Origin of the sequence: Hyphomicrobium sp., assembly GCF_019744875.1 — a bacterium.
Taxonomy (GTDB): Bacteria; Pseudomonadota; Alphaproteobacteria; order Rhizobiales; family Hyphomicrobiaceae; genus Hyphomicrobium_C.
The window spans coordinates 972,701-987,025 of sequence record NZ_JAIETU010000005.1; the positions used below are offsets into that span (position 1 = coordinate 972,701).

The following is a 14,325-nucleotide window of genomic DNA, read 5'->3' on the forward strand; positions in this document are numbered from 1 at the left end:
TGGCGTTGTTACTCCCGGCCTTAGCGCCGCACTTAAGCGAACTAACCCGACCGCATATTGGGCCGAATACGACGCGGCTGAAGGTGAACATAGGGACCGCTGGTTCTATGGCCGCCATGGGTGTGAATGGCACGTCCGCGAAGCGCTCCCATGCGAATATCGGGGCATCCTAAATCGTTGCGGCGGCACCGTACCCGCGGGTTGGCGGAAGAACCCGCACGCGGTCGTAGCTATCCGCTATCGAGATGGCAGCTTAGAGCGTTGGTTCGGGCCCGTATCATCATACAAGCTTCTGGTCGGCGCCGAGCGGCTGAGAACTCTGTGCCGTTACACCGAGGAAGGTTGGTGGCGCTATCTCGAAGCCATGCATGAGCAAGGCAACGGGATGGTTCTTTGGGACATCCTCACGGCGCCGGAGGTTCCGCAATGACATCCGGCCAAGAACTAAGCCCGGTCGACGGCGCGCTTCTCATCGCGTCTCGCGGTTGCCGCGTCGCCCGCTTCCCACTTGGCTCAAAGATTTCGGCAACTAAGGGATGGAAGGCGCAAGCCACCAATGACCCTAACCGCATCAGAACTCTTTTCGGCGGAGCCCGCTGTAACGTAGCCGTGCTGACTGATGGGAAGCTCATCGTAGACGTGGACATCTACAAGGGGCACGCCGAGTGGCCATTGCTGAAGGAGCTGCCGCCAACATTCACGATCAGATCGGCCCGCGGCGGCTTGCACTACTACTTCAATAGACCCGAAGGCGTTCATGTCTCCGGGTCAGCAAGCAACCTTGCGCCGGGCGTAGACATCCGCGCGGATGGCAGTCACGTGATGGGGCCGGGCTCCACATTCGAAGGTCAACCCTACACTGTCATTGATCACGCTCCGATCGCGATGGCGCCCGTCTGGTTGATTGATCTCCTGCAAGCGTCTCGGCAGTCAAAGGCGGATAAGGGTCCAGTTGGCGAGTTGGACACGACGGCGGCTATTGAAAGTGCACGCTCATATCTCCTAACCGCAAGGGAAGCGATCGAAGGGTGCGGCGGTAACGAAACCACCTACAAAGTGTCTTGCTCAGTAAAGGACCGCGGCGTGTCTAAAGAGACGTGCGTGGATCTGATGCTTGAGCATTACAACCCGCGGTGTCGGCCGGAGTGGAACGTTGATGAACTACAGTCGATCGTCAACAATGCTTACGAGTATGGGCAAGCCGTTCCGGGTCGCGACAACCCGGCGGCCGGCTTCTGCGTCATCGAAATGCCGAAGCAGGAGATTGCGGCGTCTCTCTCGTATTGGGTTCGGGACGAACAGATAGATGCAGAGATCGACTGGCTCGTTGATGAGGCGATCCAGCGTGGCGGCATTGGCTTTCTCGGCGGAAAATCCGGTTCCGGAAAGACGTTTCATCTTGTTCATATGGCGCTAAGCGGCGCCAAGGGGCGCTCGTACTTCGGTCGCAAAATCGGGGAGCGCTTTGGCACGTACATCGTCGCAGCAGAAGGCAGCTATTCGATCACGCATCGCGTCAAGGCGGCGGCCGTGCACGCCTTCGGGATTGAAACCCGAGATGCGCTAAACCTGCCCATCGCATTCACCAAGGGTGCAGTGGACGTGATGTCCGCGGCCGGCTTAGCCTCATTCATTGCCGATCTAAAGCAAGTGGACGCAAACATGCGCCGCGATTTTGGGGTCCCGCTCGGGCTAGTCGCCTTCGATACGTTCGGGCAGGCATTCACCTTACGAGATGAAGATGCTTCGACCGAGGTGACACGCGCAACGAAGATCATGCATGCCGTCAGTCAGAGCATCGGGACGACATGCGTTGCTACCCACCATTTCGGACACGGAGCAGAACGTCTCCGCGGGTCATCAGCTCTAAGAGCTAATGCGGATTTCGTGATTGAGCTTCGCAAGAACGGCGAAGTCTTCTTGGAAAAATGCCGCGACGCCGCTGAGGTACGCCTCGGATGGGGTGATCTGCCGATTGTCCAGGTTGGCGCTAAGGCGGATGGAAGACCGATAACGTCGTGTCACATACGCGAGCGTTCGGGCCCTAAAGGAAAATCAGACGATCCGGCTGCCGGCTTCGCTCTTGTGCAGAGCGGCCATGACTTCGAAGAAGCCTTCGTCAACTCGGGCGCAGACGGCGCCGATTTGCCGGCGGTCGAAGCGGCATTCATCGGCGGCCGACTCGGCAAGCTCGACAGCCGAAAGAAGGCATTTAAACGTGCACTCACAAAAGCTTTGGCCACGGCCTTCGTATTAGAGCGCGGACGGCTTTACAAACAGGCGCCGGACAGGACGGACATGTCCAGATTTTAGCGTGTCCGTGTCCACTGGACATCTGGACGGACAACCAACCATCTCTAGGAGATGGTTGTCCGTGTCTGGACGAAACTAGGCACCGGAAGGCTATGGCCGATTAACTTTTGTAACTCGCGGTCGTTCGTAGATTTTATGCGATATTTCCGCGATATAAACGATTTTCCGTACATAATATGTGTACAGAGTATATTAACGAGTTCGGTGGTATTGTCTGGTCTTCCGAAATGGATGGAGGGTCCGATGACCAATGAGAACACTGACGAAATGAAGGCGCCGAAGTGGCTCCAGGTGACTAAGCTCGCAACCCAGCTCGGGCGCGAAGGCCCCGGTAGGTATCGCGGCCTTCGTCGCATCGCTGAAGACGCACTTGAGCTTGTTGAGGCCGGCACCGAAGCCCGCCGAGCCGTTAGGGTTAGGAAGTCCCCTTCGGCAGCTTGTGCTAAGGCCGAACGGGTTTGCGAGATTTATAACGCGCGTCTCGTGACGCCGGGCGAGGTCGAGGGCGTCACGCTCGGCCTTCGTTTTTGGAGCGGCCTGTACGGCCATGCCGGCGCAGTCTTTAAGTTGGCTTAGAATTTTGCCTACTGCGAAGTTTCAGCGATCATGCCTTGGCCCCAGCTTCCGGGGCCTCCTGATAACGCCGACCAATAACGCCCGACCCTGATCTAGAGGGTCGGGCGTTCGTTATTTTGCGGACGCGCCGATTTAGCGGACACTTCAAAATTGGTTTGCAAATAGGAGATTTCATTTGTCGCGTATTATCAAAACTATTCCCCGCTCGGCAGGCGTTTACGCCAGCGCCGGTATAACGGTGGCTGACATCCTCGCTAAGATTGGCGAGATCAAGGGCGGTTTCGACTCCTTCAAGGCCCGTAATGAAGCGCGATTGAATGCCATCGATGCCGATCTGCGTGAGCAGAACAGCCGGCGCGAGACTGCGAAGGCGCTCGGAGCTGGCGCGGCCCGCGTTGATATCAGCGCCGTTCGCAAGGAATTTCTCAGCGTCGCAGCCGGCCGTGTGCAAGCGGCTCTGACCACTTCGAACAATCCCGAAGGTGGCTATCTTGTACCAAACGAGATTGATCGTTCGATCGGCCGTCTCATCGAGGACGAGTCTGCGCTGCGTAGAATCGCAACCGTTCGTCCAATCGAAACCGATGAATACTCGCGCCTCTTTAACCTGAAGGGCACAGAGGCGGCTTGGGTTACGGAAACGGAATCTCGGCCAGACACCGCGAATAGCAAGTACGCCAAGCTGACGTACAAGGCGCACGAGATGTACGCCCAGCCTGCGGCCACTCAGCAGGTCTTGGACGATTCAGACCCGATGATCGCAAGTGAAATTGAGATTGATATTGCTTCGGCCTTTGCTGACCTTGAGAGCGCCGCTCTGATCAATGGCTCGGGCACGAAGACGCCGCACGGTCTCATCGGCGGGTATAACGTCGTCGCAAATTCGAGCTGGGTTTGGGGCAAGCTTGGATACGTTGCGACGGGCGATGCTTCAGGCTTTGTCACCACGACGGCTTCTGTATCGCCGGCAGATTGCCTCATCAATCTGATCCACAGCCTCAAGGCGGGATACAGACGGAACGCTGCGTTCCTGATGAATGACAGCACGGCCGCGATCGTTCGCAAATGGAAAGACAACGAAGGCCGCCACCTTTTGGTAGACTCGCTTGCGTTGGGCGAAGCACCGACCCTCTTGGGATACTCGGTCTATACGGACCCTAACATGCCGGACGTTGCAGCAGGCGAGACGCCGATTGCGTTCGGTGACTTCCAGCGCGGATATCTGATCGTTGACCGCAAGGGTCTCCGTCTTCTTATCGATCCCTATACCTCAAAGCCCTGGGTAAAATTCTACGCCACGCGTCGCGTTGGCGGCGGTGTGCAGGATTTCGCCGCTATCAAGCTCTTGAAGATCGCGTCGTCTTAAGGCGCGAGTTAGTAAAGGGTCTGCCGCTGTGGTCATCGAATTGCCTCCGGAAATAGCGGCAGACCCACGCTATGCGCAGCTAGTTGCGGCGTGTAACGAAATGTTCGTGACGCCGGCAGAGCTAGCGAAGCGTTGGCGGATTTCGATTGGGCACCTCACCAACCTCCGGCGCTATAGCAAAGGTCCCGCATACCTCAAGATTGGAACGGGCGCGGTTCGTTATCGCCTTCGAGACATCCAAGACCACGAACATGTCCAGGCTAACGGGCAGATAACACGCGAGCGCGTGATAAGCGCCGTGAGTAGCCTGCCCGATTTCTCTGACGTTGAGCGCATGCACGTCGCGCTCCATCTCGTCTCTATCCTGTTTGGGAAGCAAGCAAATGGCCGGTGAACTAGACAGTCTTATTATCCGGCTCGAAGCAGACACTTCGCTTTTGCGTCGCGCGCTCGCGGATGCTGACAAGCAAGTGGCCGGCTTCAGCTCAAACATCGATCGGCAATTAAGCCGCGCCGAAAGCAAGTCGGCCTCCGTATTCAGCGCAATGAGTGCGAACCTCAAACGTCTCAGTGTCGCGTATCTCGCGGCGCAAGCCGCGATGAAGGCGTTCTCTGCGGTCAGCGTCGCTGGCGAGATCAACGATTTATCGCGCAATGCGAATTTGAGCACGAAGGCATTTCAGGAGTTCGCTTACGCCGCTGCGAAGGCGGGCACGTCTCAGGAAGATGTTGCTAAGTCCACCAAAAAGTTCGCTGTGAACATGGCAGAGCTTCGCGCGAACACGGGTGCGCTCAATACGTTCTTGCAAAAGCACTTGCCGCTTTTGCGGCAGCAGTTACAGCAATCGACATCGCTTGAGCAAGCCTATTCAATCATGGCGGACGGTATGGCCGCGCTTACTGACGAGGGCGATCGCAGCGCACTAGCAATGGCAGCGTACGGGCGGACTGGCGCCGATCTTGTCGAAGTGCTCGAAAAGGGCTCGTTCGGCCTCCGGAATATGGCCGATGAAGCTCAGAAGCTCGGCGCTATTCAGTCGGGCGATATGCTCGATAGCGCGGAGAAGCTGAAGGAGCAATACGCACAGCTTACGACCTCGCTTGAGGCCGGCTGGCAGAGGGCCGTCGTGTCGGTTTTCGATTATCTGAAAGCTGTGAAGGACGCGATCGGGAACACTGAAAACTTCATGAGCGCAGGTCGCGGTTCGGACAACCGCGGTGGACGCACGCCCACGAACTTGGGGCCGGGGCGCTTAGCCAATGGCGAGGCTTCGAGTGCTTCGGGTGCACCCCTGACAGGTTGGGAGGCGACGCTCACTGCGGGCTCCGTTCCTTCCGCTGGCAAAGAGACAAAGTTGCGCTCGGAGAATGCTGACCCTTGGGCCGCATTTATCATTCCGCCGACTTACGAAGAACAGATGCGCGAGTTCAAGGAACAGTGGGACGCTGTTCATGACTCAGCGATGACGGCGCTGCGCGATATCATCGAAAGCGACACCATTCCTATCCAAGAGAAACTTAACGCACTGACCGAAGCCGTGAAAGCCGGCGAGATCGGGTGGCGCGATTACCTTGACGGTATGAAGGCGGTCAATTCGCAGTCTACGGCGCTGATGGACGACTTGCTTTCGACCACGAGTCAGACGCTCGGCGCGATCTTCAAAGAAAGCAAGACGGCAGCTATCGCGCAAGCGCTGATCAATACGTATCAAGGCATCACGAAGGCGTTGACGCTCCCGCCTCCGTATAGTTTTGCAATGGCGGCACTGACGGCTGCGCAAGGCTTTGCTGCGGTCAGTTCTATTCGTAGTCAGTCGCAGAGTGGCGGCGGGGGCGGCGCGCGTCCGGCCGTTTCAGCCGGCGGCAGTGCAGCCGCAGCGGCACCGGCAGCTTCAGCGCCGCAAAGCTCTACGCTTACTGTGCAAGGGCTTAACAAGGGCGCGTTTTTTGACGCCAAGACGATGCGTGAGTTCGCTGCGGCCCTGATCGAACATCAGCGCAACGGTGGAAAGATTCTTCTCGCATGACTCCAAAGAGAGAAGCGTTCATGGCCTATGCGAAGGCAGCGGCCATTGGCACCGAACGCCTGGCTGCCGCTACCAAAGCAATTGAGCGAGCCGAGCGCGAGGGCCGCGACACGACGGCTCTACTGGCAGCAGTACATGCATATGCTGAAAAGCTGAAGGTGATCGTAGAGCGCCGCAATCAGCTTGAACGCGAGATCGATCCGCGCCTTTCGTGACCGCAAAAGTTTCAAGCAAATCGCTTGGGCAACCGTCGCATGGGGTCGCATTTTCAAATAGGCAGGTATTGAAATTTTTCGAAGGGGTACCCCGATGGGCAAGAGAGGCCCAAAGCCAAAGAGCAACATCATCCGGCTACTAGAGGGCAATCCGAGCGGCCGTCCGATCCGGTTGGACGAACCGATTTGCGAGGCACCGCCCTGCAAGCCGGCTACAGTGAAGGCAGACACGTTGGCTAGCGACGAATGGGACCGCCTTATGCGAGTGATGCCGGATGGCATGTTCACCGCGCTTCACAATCCGGTGCTCGCAATGCATGCGCTTGCCTGGTCCATGCTTGTGAAGTCGCAAGCCGAGATCGCGGAGCATGGCCTCACAGTGTTCACGGCGAAGGGGCGAACGACGAACCCGGCAGTGAAGGTCTGGAAGCTCGCGAGCGATACGCTGCTGAAGACGTCTGACCGGCTCGGGCTTCATCCCGGCGCACGCTCCAATGTGCCAAAGCGCGGCGAGACGCCGTTTGGAGGGAAATTCTCAGGCTTGCTTGGGAAGAACTAGGTCGGCCAAGGTAACCAGCCCTTACTGTTCAACTTTATCGGCATGCCTCTACCCTCAAGGTACTTAATCAGGTGAGGATATGTGCTCGGCACAATGCCGTCCCAATTGCTGGCGTAGCAAATTCGACAGACCGCAATTTCCCAAGGCCGAATGAAATTGCCCGTTTCATATGATCCGTGGCCGAATTTGAACTGGCGCGAGCACAGGAAGCAATCATAGGTCAGGGTCTCGGTCATCAAAGCCTCTTGAGCTAAAATTTGGCCGTTCCGGAACGCTCCCACAAAATAAAACGACCCACGGGCGATTGCAGTCGCGCCGCGGGTCTCAAGGCACTTGCTAGTGTGGAGCAAGCACTATGTCCGCGAAATTTAGCGGGTCATTGACCCGTTGCCTAGCCTATTTGGGCGCCGCGCTGTTCATCGGCGTGAGCGCGGCTCAGAACATCAGCCACGGCTACAGCCTCGGCCTGGCGCGGTCGGAGATGGCTGCTCTGATCTTCGCCGCAGGCAGCTTGGCAGGCGCGCTTATGGCCCCCATCAGTTTCCTTGCAGCTTGGAACGCGTTTCGAAATTGGCGGATCGGCTCCGGCCTAGTCGCTCTGACGCTGGGATGTGTCTGCGTAATTTACGCGGTCATAAGTTCGCTTGGCTTTGTCGGGACGGCGCGTGACACCGCTGCGGCTTCCCGCAACGCGAACGCCGACGCCTACAAGATTGCAAAGGCCAGCGCTGAAGCCGCCACCGCGGAACTGAAGACGCTGGCCGACGCGCCGCGCGGCAATCGGAAAGCTGAGGACAAGCGCATTGAGCGGCGCCGCGAGCTGGATAAGAAGCTGGCCGATGGGCTGACGATTATGAGCGAGCACGCCGGCACCGGAGCGGCTGATCCGGTCGCTGAGGCCATTGCCTCGTATGCCGGGGCTTTGGGGCGGGAGATCGACGCTGACAAGCTGAGCCCGTGGCTGACGTTGCTGGCCGTCGTGTTCTTTGAGGTTGGCGCCGCGGCGTCTCTGATCGTGGTCGCCGCGCTTCCGGACATCGGGGTCGCACAAAAACTAGCCGTCTCAAACGCACGCGGGCGGAAACGCGCCGCTCCGCTGGAAGACGTGATGGCTGCGCTTAAGGACGCGGGCGGGAGGCTTGAAGGTTCGATGGATCAGCTTGGCGCGCGGCTCGGCTTGTCGAAGTCCAGTGCGCACCGAGCGCTTCACGCGCTATCGGGTGCCGGCCTTGTCAGCGTTGCCACTTCGGCGGCGGGGACGCTAGTCCAGCTTCGAACGTAAAACCGCAGCCACAGCCCGTTCAGTCGCCCAAGACCCGCGGGTCTCAGTGTCCAAAAGCGCTTCGCAGTTGTGAGTGTGCTCGGACAACCAGCGCATCAGGTCCGGTTCTCTATCGACAAGCTCGGCGCTGAGCTTCCGCATCGCCATCTCGGGTGCTGCGTTGTCCGGCAACTTTCGAACGAGCGTCACTAACGCAGTCGCGATGCGGCGCGCAGCTTGCTCAACGGCAGTGTCAACCTTGTTGAAATCGATATCCATCCACCTACTGTAGCAAGAAGTCGTAAATAAGAGCTTTCGAACTCGCCCGGGGCTGAATCATGGACAACTTCATATTCACCAACTTGCCGCCTGAAGTGCTTGAGGCGGCGCTAGCCTCAGACGATGACGTAGGCATCTATTTTCGGGCGCATCACCTCATTGAACAAGCGGCGGAAAAAGCAGCCGAGGCGCTTTATGAGAAATACGGTTCTCTACAACACGACAGCTTGCACAAGCACTTGAACGCATTGGAAGCTCGGGGCGCCCAAGGACCTGTTTTTCGCGCCGCGCGAACGGTTGCCAATCACAGAAGACCCTTTGCTCACACTCGTACGTTTTTGGTGACCGACGCTCACGTTGCGCAAGTTCGCTCTCAGCTTGAGAAGCCAGATGTGGACGCTTGGGCCGTCCCTATCAAAGGACAACTTGTAGACTTCAAAAAGCTGAGACCCGCCCACCAGTACCTGGTGCTTGCCTTAAGCATCGCAGGGACAATTGATATAATCGGGGTTCGCTACCGCGAACTGTTTGAGACAACGCAGCCGGATAGCGTGAGCGCAGCAGGATAGCGTAATGGGACCCGAAGGGGACCCCAAGCGGGTGATGATGTGCTAAGATGGCGCGCCCGAAAGGATTCGAACCTCTGACCCCCAGATTCGTAGTCTGGTGCTCTATCCAGCTGAGCTACGGGCGCATCCTGCCAAAGACTGTCGAAACAAGCCCCGAGACGGCGCGTCGGCCGTCTGTGACATGGCAAGGCGGCAACTTCTAATCGGTGTATTGAGCGAGCGCAAGGGCCTTGCTCGCGTCCGGTTGCCTCAAGGGGGGCTCGCGGCCAACTCCCTGAGAATTCTGGGAGGTTGAGGCGTTGGGCGCCGCCGTGCGGACTTCGAAGTGAGGTGGCTTCGCTCTCCGGCAGGCCCGTTGGTGCCAGAGTGCCGGGCTGAAGGTGCCGGGGCTCCTGAGTGGCAAGTCTCAGGGGCACCGGTGCCAGGATTGGTCGAGGGGCAGGCCGGTCTCTGGGATTGGGCGCGGCCGGGGGGCTGTGGCGCCTTTCGGGGTGCAGGGCGGCCGAGCACTGGAGGGCTGACGGTCGGGCCGGCTTGCTCGCCGACAAAGCGCTCAGACGTTGTGGTACGTGCGATACCACGTCACGAACGCGTTGACGCCGTCCTCGACATTCGTGGCCGGCTTATAGCCGACGGCGCGCTCAAGCTCCTTCACGTTCGCCCACGTGGACGGCACATCGCCTGGCTGCAGCGGCAGCAGCTCGCGGATCGCCTTCTTGCCGAAGGCGTCCTCCATGGCGCGAATGAAGGTGTCGAGCTCGACGGGCGTGCTGTTGCCGATGTTGAAGATCCGATAGGGCGCGTTGCTGCTTGCGGGATCCGGCTTGTCGCTGTTCCAGTCCGGATTGGGTGCGGCCACCCGATCGCTGGCGCGAATGACCCCTTCGACAATGTCGGCGATGTACGTGAAATCACGCATGTGATTGCCGTTGTTGAACACCTTGATGGGCTCGCAGGCCGCGATCGCCTTGGCAAAAAGAGACGGCGCCATGTCGGGCCGGCCCCAGGGGCCGTAGACGGTGAAAAACCGAAGCCCGGTGGTCGGCAGCTTGAAGAGGTGGCTGTAGCTGTGCGCCATCAGCTCGTTGGCGCGCTTGGTCGCCGCATAAAACTGTAATGGGTGGTTGGCCCCTTCGTGCTCCGAGTAGGGGATCGCCGTGTCGGCGCCATAGACCGACGACGTGCTCGCATAGGTGAGGTGCGCGGTTTCGTTGTGGCGGCAGGCTTCGAGCAGGTTCGTGAAGGCGACGATGTTGCTTTCGACGTAGGCGTGCGGGTTGATCAGGCTGTAGCGCACGCCGGCCTGCGCCGCGAGATTGATGACGCGATCCGGCTTGTGGGTCTTGAAGCAGGTGTCGACCATGGCGCGGTCGGCCAGGTTGGCGCGGATGAAGTGATAGCTGTTCTTGCCGCCGTGGGCCTCAGCCGTCTTTTCCAGAATGGCGAGGCGCGCGTCCTTGATAGCGGTGTCGTAGTAGTCGTTGACGTTGTCGATGCCGATGACCTCGTCGCCTCGTTCGAGCAGGCGCTTGGCCACGTGGAAGCCGATGAAGCCCGCATTGCCTGTGACAAGAAACTTCATGTCGGATTCCCAAGCCTTTCGCAGGTTCCGTGACGCCGCGTCAGTGACCGGCACTCGTCATGGGGTCTTGTAATCACGCGGTCTTGGCGGTCGCAAGGCCTATGCGGCCCCGGGGGAGCGCGAACTGTCTTGGAGGGCAGTGCGTGGCGCAGCGCGCAAGCCCGCCGTCCATACTCTTGCTAGACGGTGGGGGGAAGCGTCACTACGTTGGCCGCCTTGGGGGAAATTCGATCAGGTGTTCGATGGAACGACTGCACGGGCTAGACTTGGTGCGCGGCCTTTGCGCCATTTCAGTGATGATTTACCACGTTTTGACCTGGACGAAGGTTGCAACCATCGATGCAATGGGCACTTTCGGTGTCTACATTTTCTTCGTTCTCTCGGGTTGCTCCCTGGGATACGCCTACGGGCGCGCTCCGTTTGGCGATCAGGGGCTCCGCGATTTTTTCATCGCGCGCGCGTTTCGCATCATCCCGCTCTATGGGGCCGTGGTGCTGCTGAACTATCTTCAGCGCGGTTCCGACCTGTCGCTCGTGCTCCTCAACGTTACGCTGCTGTTCGGCTTCACGAACCCCGGGGCGACATCGCTGCCGACCGGCGGCTGGAGCATCGGCATTGAAGCGGTTTTTTATGTGTTGTTTCCCATTCTGATGCTGTTTCGAAACGTCTACGCGCTGGCTGGCGTGGTCGCGGCTTCGATCCTGATCAATCAGCTCTATGTGCCGCTCACGCTCACCAAACCTTTCGTCGACGACCACTGGAACTATTACACGCAACCCGTGACCTTCCTCTGTTACTTCGCCGGCGGTGTGCTGATCTCTCGCATCATGATCGAGAAGAGGTGGTGTCGGGGTGGCGGCCGTTCTGGTCTTCCTTGCGGGCATGTTTCTGCTGCCGGAGATCGCGGGCCTGTCCAGGAACGAAATCATTTCCGGACCCGTGTCCCTGGTGATGATCCTCGCGTCGATTGCGGTGGTCGCTTTGGCTGCGCACATTTCGATGCCGCAGGCCTTCGTCGGGGTGTCGAAGTTTCTCGGAGACATCAGCTACTCGGTCTATCTGCTTCATCCGTTCGTCTATCTCTATGCGGTGAAGATCGCGGCCGGTGTCTCGCCCTTCCTGGTGCTCGGCATCACCGCGGCAGCGTCCATCGTTCTCTCAAAGCTCGTGTACGTGTTTCTCGAGAAACCAGCTCGCGACTTGCAGTTTCGCTTCAGGTCGCCGCGGCCTGCGGTTGTGCGAGACGGGGGTGTTGCCTCGCACACGTGATGGGGGGGGGGGGATCTCGCGCCGCGGGTGCGTGCGTCGGGTTGCGCATTGGCTGGGGCCGGAAAGCGCTATCCAAGCTGGTCGTTCCATGGTAGTCGTTCAAAATTGAACGCTAAGGTCCGTGGCAAGACGAAATCGAGATCGCGAGTTCCTTCGACCCGATGGCCAGCAACCAGGACGATACGCGCTTCCGCGTGCTGCATCTCGTTCAGCAGAACCCGGATATTTCGCAGCGCGAGCTGGCCAAGGCGATGGGGATCAGCCTCGGACGGGTCAACTTCGTGCTGAATGCACTTGTCGATAAGGGGTTGATTAAAGTCAGCAATTTCCGAAAATCGGATAAGAAGATCCGCTACACCTACATGCTGACGCCTTCGGGCGTGGCCGAGAAGATCGGCCTCACCGCCAGCTTCCTCAAGCGCAAGATCAGTGAATACGAAGCGCTCAAGGCCGAGATCGAAACGCTGCGGCGGGAGGCCAAGGGTGGATCGTAACGTGCTGCATCATTGCCCGCCCGCGAGCGGGGGCCCCGCATGACCGACCGGTCGTCGTCCGAGCTTCTGCGCCGCTTGTGGAGCCACATCACTCCGCGCCGTCGCGTGCAGTTCGCGATCTTGTTCGTGCTCATGATCCTCGCGTCCTTCGCGGAGATCCTGAGCATCGGCGCCGTGGTGCCCTTCCTCGGCGTGTTGACGGCGCCGGAGCGGGTGTTCTCGCACGAGCTTGCCCAGCCGCTCGTGCGCGCGCTGGATCTCAAGGAGCCCAAGGACCTGATGCTGCCGCTGACGATCGCGTTTGCGACGGCGGCTCTGTTTTCCGGCATCATGCGGTTGGCGATGCTGTTTGCGCAGACGCGGCTCAGCTACGCGGTGGGGGCGGATTTCAGTCTCTCGATCTACCGGCGCACGCTGTATCAGCCCTATGCGGTGCACGCGAAGCGCAACAGCAGCGAGGTGATCGCCGCGATCACGACGAAGACGACGTCTGTCGTGCATCACACGCTGCTTTCTATCCTCAGCATCATGAGCTCGATCCTGCTCATTGTTGCGATTGCGGCGACGCTGTTCCTGATCGAGCCGCACATCGCAATGATCGCCATGGGCGGGTTCGGGGCGATTTATCTCCTCATCATTCTGTTTACGCGCCGCCATCTCCTGCGCTTCAGCCGCAGCGTCGCTTATGAGCAGAACCGGGCGATCAAGGCGCTTCAAGAGGGGCTGGGCGCTATCCGCGACGTGCTGATCGACGGCGCGCAGGCGGCCTATTGCAAGGTCTACCGCAGCGCCGACATGCCGATGCGGAGGGCGCAGGCCAACATCCAGATCATTGCCGGCAGCCCGCGCTTCGCCATCGAAGCGCTGGGCATGGTGTTCATCGCTGTGCTTGCCTATTCGCTCGCCATCCGGCCGGAGGGGCTGCTAGCTACGATCGCCGCGCTGGGCGCATTGGCGCTCGGCGCGCAGCGCATGCTGCCGATCCTACAGCTCTGCTTTGCGGGATGGTCCAACCTGCGCGGCGGACAGGCGGCGCTGAGCGATGCGCTCGACCTGCTGGATCAGCCCATTCCGGCCTACGCCGACGCGCCGCAGCCCGCGCCGATCCCGTTCTCGCGCGCCATCAAGCTCGACAACCTGCGCTTCCGCTATTCCGAGGACGGGCCCTGGGTGCTCGACGGCATCACTCTCGACATTGGGAAGGGAAGCTGGATCGGCTTCATCGGCTCGACCGGCAGCGGGAAGAGCACGCTGATCGACATCGTCATGGGGCTGCTGCCGCCGACCGAGGGCGCGCTCCGCATCGACGGGTCCGCCATTACCGACGAGAACCACAGATCCTGGCAGGCGCATCTCGCGCACGTGCCGCAGGTGATTTTCCTGACCGACAGCACCGTGGCCGAGAACATCGCCTTCGGCATTCCGGCCGCTCAGATCGACCGCGAGCGGGTGCGCCAGGCCGCACGCGATGCGCAGATCGCCGAGACCATCGAGAGCTGGGAGGACCAGTACGACACGGTGGTGGGCGAGCGCGGCGTGCGTCTTTCCGGGGGGCAGCGCCAGCGCATCGGCATTGCGCGCGCGCTCTACAAGAGAGCCGACGTGATCGTGCTCGACGAAGCCACGAGCGCACTTGATAGCGCGACGGAAGAAGCCGTAATGCAGGGGATCGAACGCCTGGGCGATGGGCTTACGGTGCTCGTCGTTGCGCACCGGCTCACCACATTGCGAAAATGCACTCATGTGATCGAACTGCTGGACGGCAAAATCAAACGGATCGGCACGTATCAAGAGATCGTAGGGGTAGCTTCGTGA

General features: G+C 59.7%; 14 protein-coding genes, 1 tRNA gene and 1 pseudogene. 12 read left to right on the forward strand and 4 right to left on the reverse strand.

Translation table 11 applies throughout. The features are described 5' to 3' along the window. The first annotated feature begins 426 nt into the window (after positions 1 to 426). The 3 genes from K2Y42_RS14555 to K2Y42_RS14565 all read left to right on the forward strand — a co-directional run bounded on the left by K2Y42_RS14555 (position 427) and on the right by K2Y42_RS14565 (position 4,255). Entirely contained in the window at positions 427 to 2,313 is a 1,887-nt protein-coding gene (locus K2Y42_RS14555) for a bifunctional DNA primase/polymerase (RefSeq protein ID WP_291153841.1), read from the forward strand. Between the two features lie 243 nt (positions 2,314 to 2,556). Beyond that, positions 2,557 to 2,889, forward strand: a complete 333-nt coding sequence (locus tag K2Y42_RS14560; RefSeq protein WP_291153843.1) for a hypothetical protein — start codon at positions 2,557 to 2,559, stop codon at positions 2,887 to 2,889. Between the two features lie 175 nt (positions 2,890 to 3,064). Then, positions 3,065 to 4,255, forward strand: coding sequence for a phage major capsid protein (locus K2Y42_RS14565; RefSeq protein ID WP_291153845.1), 1,191 nt, complete (start codon positions 3,065 to 3,067; stop codon positions 4,253 to 4,255). A gap of 121 nt (positions 4,256 to 4,376) precedes the next feature. On the opposite strand, the gene K2Y42_RS14570 is transcribed toward K2Y42_RS14565, so the two are convergent. Beyond that, entirely contained in the window at positions 4,377 to 4,607 is a 231-nt protein-coding gene (locus tag K2Y42_RS14570) for a hypothetical protein (protein ID WP_291153848.1), read from the reverse strand. 31 nt (positions 4,608 to 4,638) lie between these two features. On the opposite strand from K2Y42_RS14570, the gene K2Y42_RS14575 reads away from it, so the two are divergent. The 4 genes from K2Y42_RS14575 to K2Y42_RS14590 all read left to right on the forward strand — a co-directional run bounded on the left by K2Y42_RS14575 (position 4,639) and on the right by K2Y42_RS14590 (position 8,338). Next, positions 4,639 to 6,282, forward strand: a complete 1,644-nt coding sequence (locus K2Y42_RS14575) for a hypothetical protein (protein WP_291153850.1) — start codon at positions 4,639 to 4,641, stop codon at positions 6,280 to 6,282. Positions 6,283 to 6,302: 20 nt separating this feature from the next. Then, complete coding sequence (locus K2Y42_RS14580; protein WP_291153853.1) at positions 6,303 to 6,497, forward strand: hypothetical protein; 195 nt, start codon at positions 6,303 to 6,305, stop codon at positions 6,495 to 6,497. A gap of 94 nt (positions 6,498 to 6,591) precedes the next feature. Continuing rightward, positions 6,592 to 7,056: a P27 family phage terminase small subunit gene (locus K2Y42_RS14585; protein ID WP_291153855.1), complete on the forward strand. Its 465-nt coding sequence runs from the start codon at positions 6,592 to 6,594 to the stop codon at positions 7,054 to 7,056. A 355-nt stretch (positions 7,057 to 7,411) separates the two neighbouring features. Then, the gene (locus K2Y42_RS14590; protein ID WP_291153858.1) at positions 7,412 to 8,338 is read left to right on the forward strand and encodes a helix-turn-helix domain-containing protein; all 927 of its coding nucleotides are present in this window, start codon (positions 7,412 to 7,414) and stop codon (positions 8,336 to 8,338) included. Here the strand turns inward: K2Y42_RS14590 and K2Y42_RS14595 are convergent. Next, complete coding sequence (locus K2Y42_RS14595) at positions 8,318 to 8,596, reverse strand: hypothetical protein (protein ID WP_291153860.1); 279 nt, start codon at positions 8,594 to 8,596, stop codon at positions 8,318 to 8,320. The two genes, K2Y42_RS14590 and K2Y42_RS14595, sit on opposite strands and share 21 nt — an antisense overlap. Positions 8,597 to 8,655: 59 nt before the next feature. Between K2Y42_RS14595 and K2Y42_RS14600 the strand changes: the two genes are divergently transcribed. Then, positions 8,656 to 9,165 (forward strand): hypothetical protein, encoded by a 510-nt coding sequence (locus K2Y42_RS14600; RefSeq protein ID WP_291153863.1) that lies wholly within the window; start codon positions 8,656 to 8,658, stop codon positions 9,163 to 9,165. 48 nt (positions 9,166 to 9,213) lie between these two features. Here K2Y42_RS14600 and K2Y42_RS14605 read toward each other — a convergent pair. Then, positions 9,214 to 9,290 (reverse strand) — tRNA-Arg (locus K2Y42_RS14605). Positions 9,291 to 9,718: 428 nt separating this feature from the next. Then, positions 9,719 to 10,747, reverse strand: coding sequence for an NAD-dependent epimerase (locus K2Y42_RS14610; protein WP_291153866.1), 1,029 nt, complete (start codon positions 10,745 to 10,747; stop codon positions 9,719 to 9,721). 296 nt (positions 10,748 to 11,043) lie between these two features. Between K2Y42_RS14610 and K2Y42_RS21285 the strand changes: the two are divergent. The 4 genes and pseudogenes from K2Y42_RS21285 to K2Y42_RS14630 form a co-directional block, all read left to right on the forward strand. Continuing rightward, positions 11,044 to 11,511 (forward strand): annotated as a pseudogene (locus K2Y42_RS21285) (acyltransferase family protein); the annotation flags it as partial. An 88-nt stretch (positions 11,512 to 11,599) separates the two neighbouring features. Continuing rightward, on the forward strand, positions 11,600 to 12,016 hold the full coding sequence (locus K2Y42_RS14620; protein WP_291153870.1) for a hypothetical protein: 417 nt from the start codon (positions 11,600 to 11,602) through the stop codon (positions 12,014 to 12,016). 161 nt (positions 12,017 to 12,177) lie between these two features. After that, entirely contained in the window at positions 12,178 to 12,510 is a 333-nt protein-coding gene (locus K2Y42_RS14625; protein ID WP_291153872.1) for a MarR family EPS-associated transcriptional regulator, read from the forward strand. A gap of 39 nt (positions 12,511 to 12,549) precedes the next feature. After that, positions 12,550 to 14,325 (forward strand): ABC transporter ATP-binding protein, encoded by a 1,776-nt coding sequence (locus K2Y42_RS14630; RefSeq protein ID WP_291153874.1) that lies wholly within the window; start codon positions 12,550 to 12,552, stop codon positions 14,323 to 14,325.

Excerpts from the sequence above, each read along its gene's own strand:
- K2Y42_RS14555 (WP_291153841.1), top strand. The coding sequence starts at position 427 with ATGACATCCGGCCAAGAACTAAGCCCGGTCGACGGCGCGCTTCTCATC.
- K2Y42_RS14560 (WP_291153843.1), top strand. The coding sequence starts at position 2,557 with ATGACCAATGAGAACACTGACGAAATGAAGGCGCCGAAGTGGCTCCAG.
- K2Y42_RS14570 (WP_291153848.1), bottom strand. The coding sequence starts at position 4,607 with ATGGAGCGCGACGTGCATGCGCTCAACGTCAGAGAAATCGGGCAGGCT.
- K2Y42_RS14575 (WP_291153850.1), top strand. The coding sequence starts at position 4,639 with ATGGCCGGTGAACTAGACAGTCTTATTATCCGGCTCGAAGCAGACACT.
- K2Y42_RS14580 (WP_291153853.1), top strand. The coding sequence starts at position 6,303 with ATGGCCTATGCGAAGGCAGCGGCCATTGGCACCGAACGCCTGGCTGCC.
- K2Y42_RS14585 (WP_291153855.1), top strand. The coding sequence starts at position 6,592 with ATGGGCAAGAGAGGCCCAAAGCCAAAGAGCAACATCATCCGGCTACTA.
- K2Y42_RS14590 (WP_291153858.1), top strand. The coding sequence starts at position 7,412 with ATGTCCGCGAAATTTAGCGGGTCATTGACCCGTTGCCTAGCCTATTTG.
- K2Y42_RS14595 (WP_291153860.1), bottom strand. The coding sequence starts at position 8,596 with ATGGATATCGATTTCAACAAGGTTGACACTGCCGTTGAGCAAGCTGCG.
- K2Y42_RS14600 (WP_291153863.1), top strand. The coding sequence starts at position 8,656 with ATGGACAACTTCATATTCACCAACTTGCCGCCTGAAGTGCTTGAGGCG.
- K2Y42_RS14610 (WP_291153866.1), bottom strand. The coding sequence starts at position 10,747 with ATGAAGTTTCTTGTCACAGGCAATGCGGGCTTCATCGGCTTCCACGTG.
- K2Y42_RS14625 (WP_291153872.1), top strand. The coding sequence starts at position 12,178 with ATGGCCAGCAACCAGGACGATACGCGCTTCCGCGTGCTGCATCTCGTT.
- K2Y42_RS14630 (WP_291153874.1), top strand. The coding sequence starts at position 12,550 with ATGACCGACCGGTCGTCGTCCGAGCTTCTGCGCCGCTTGTGGAGCCAC.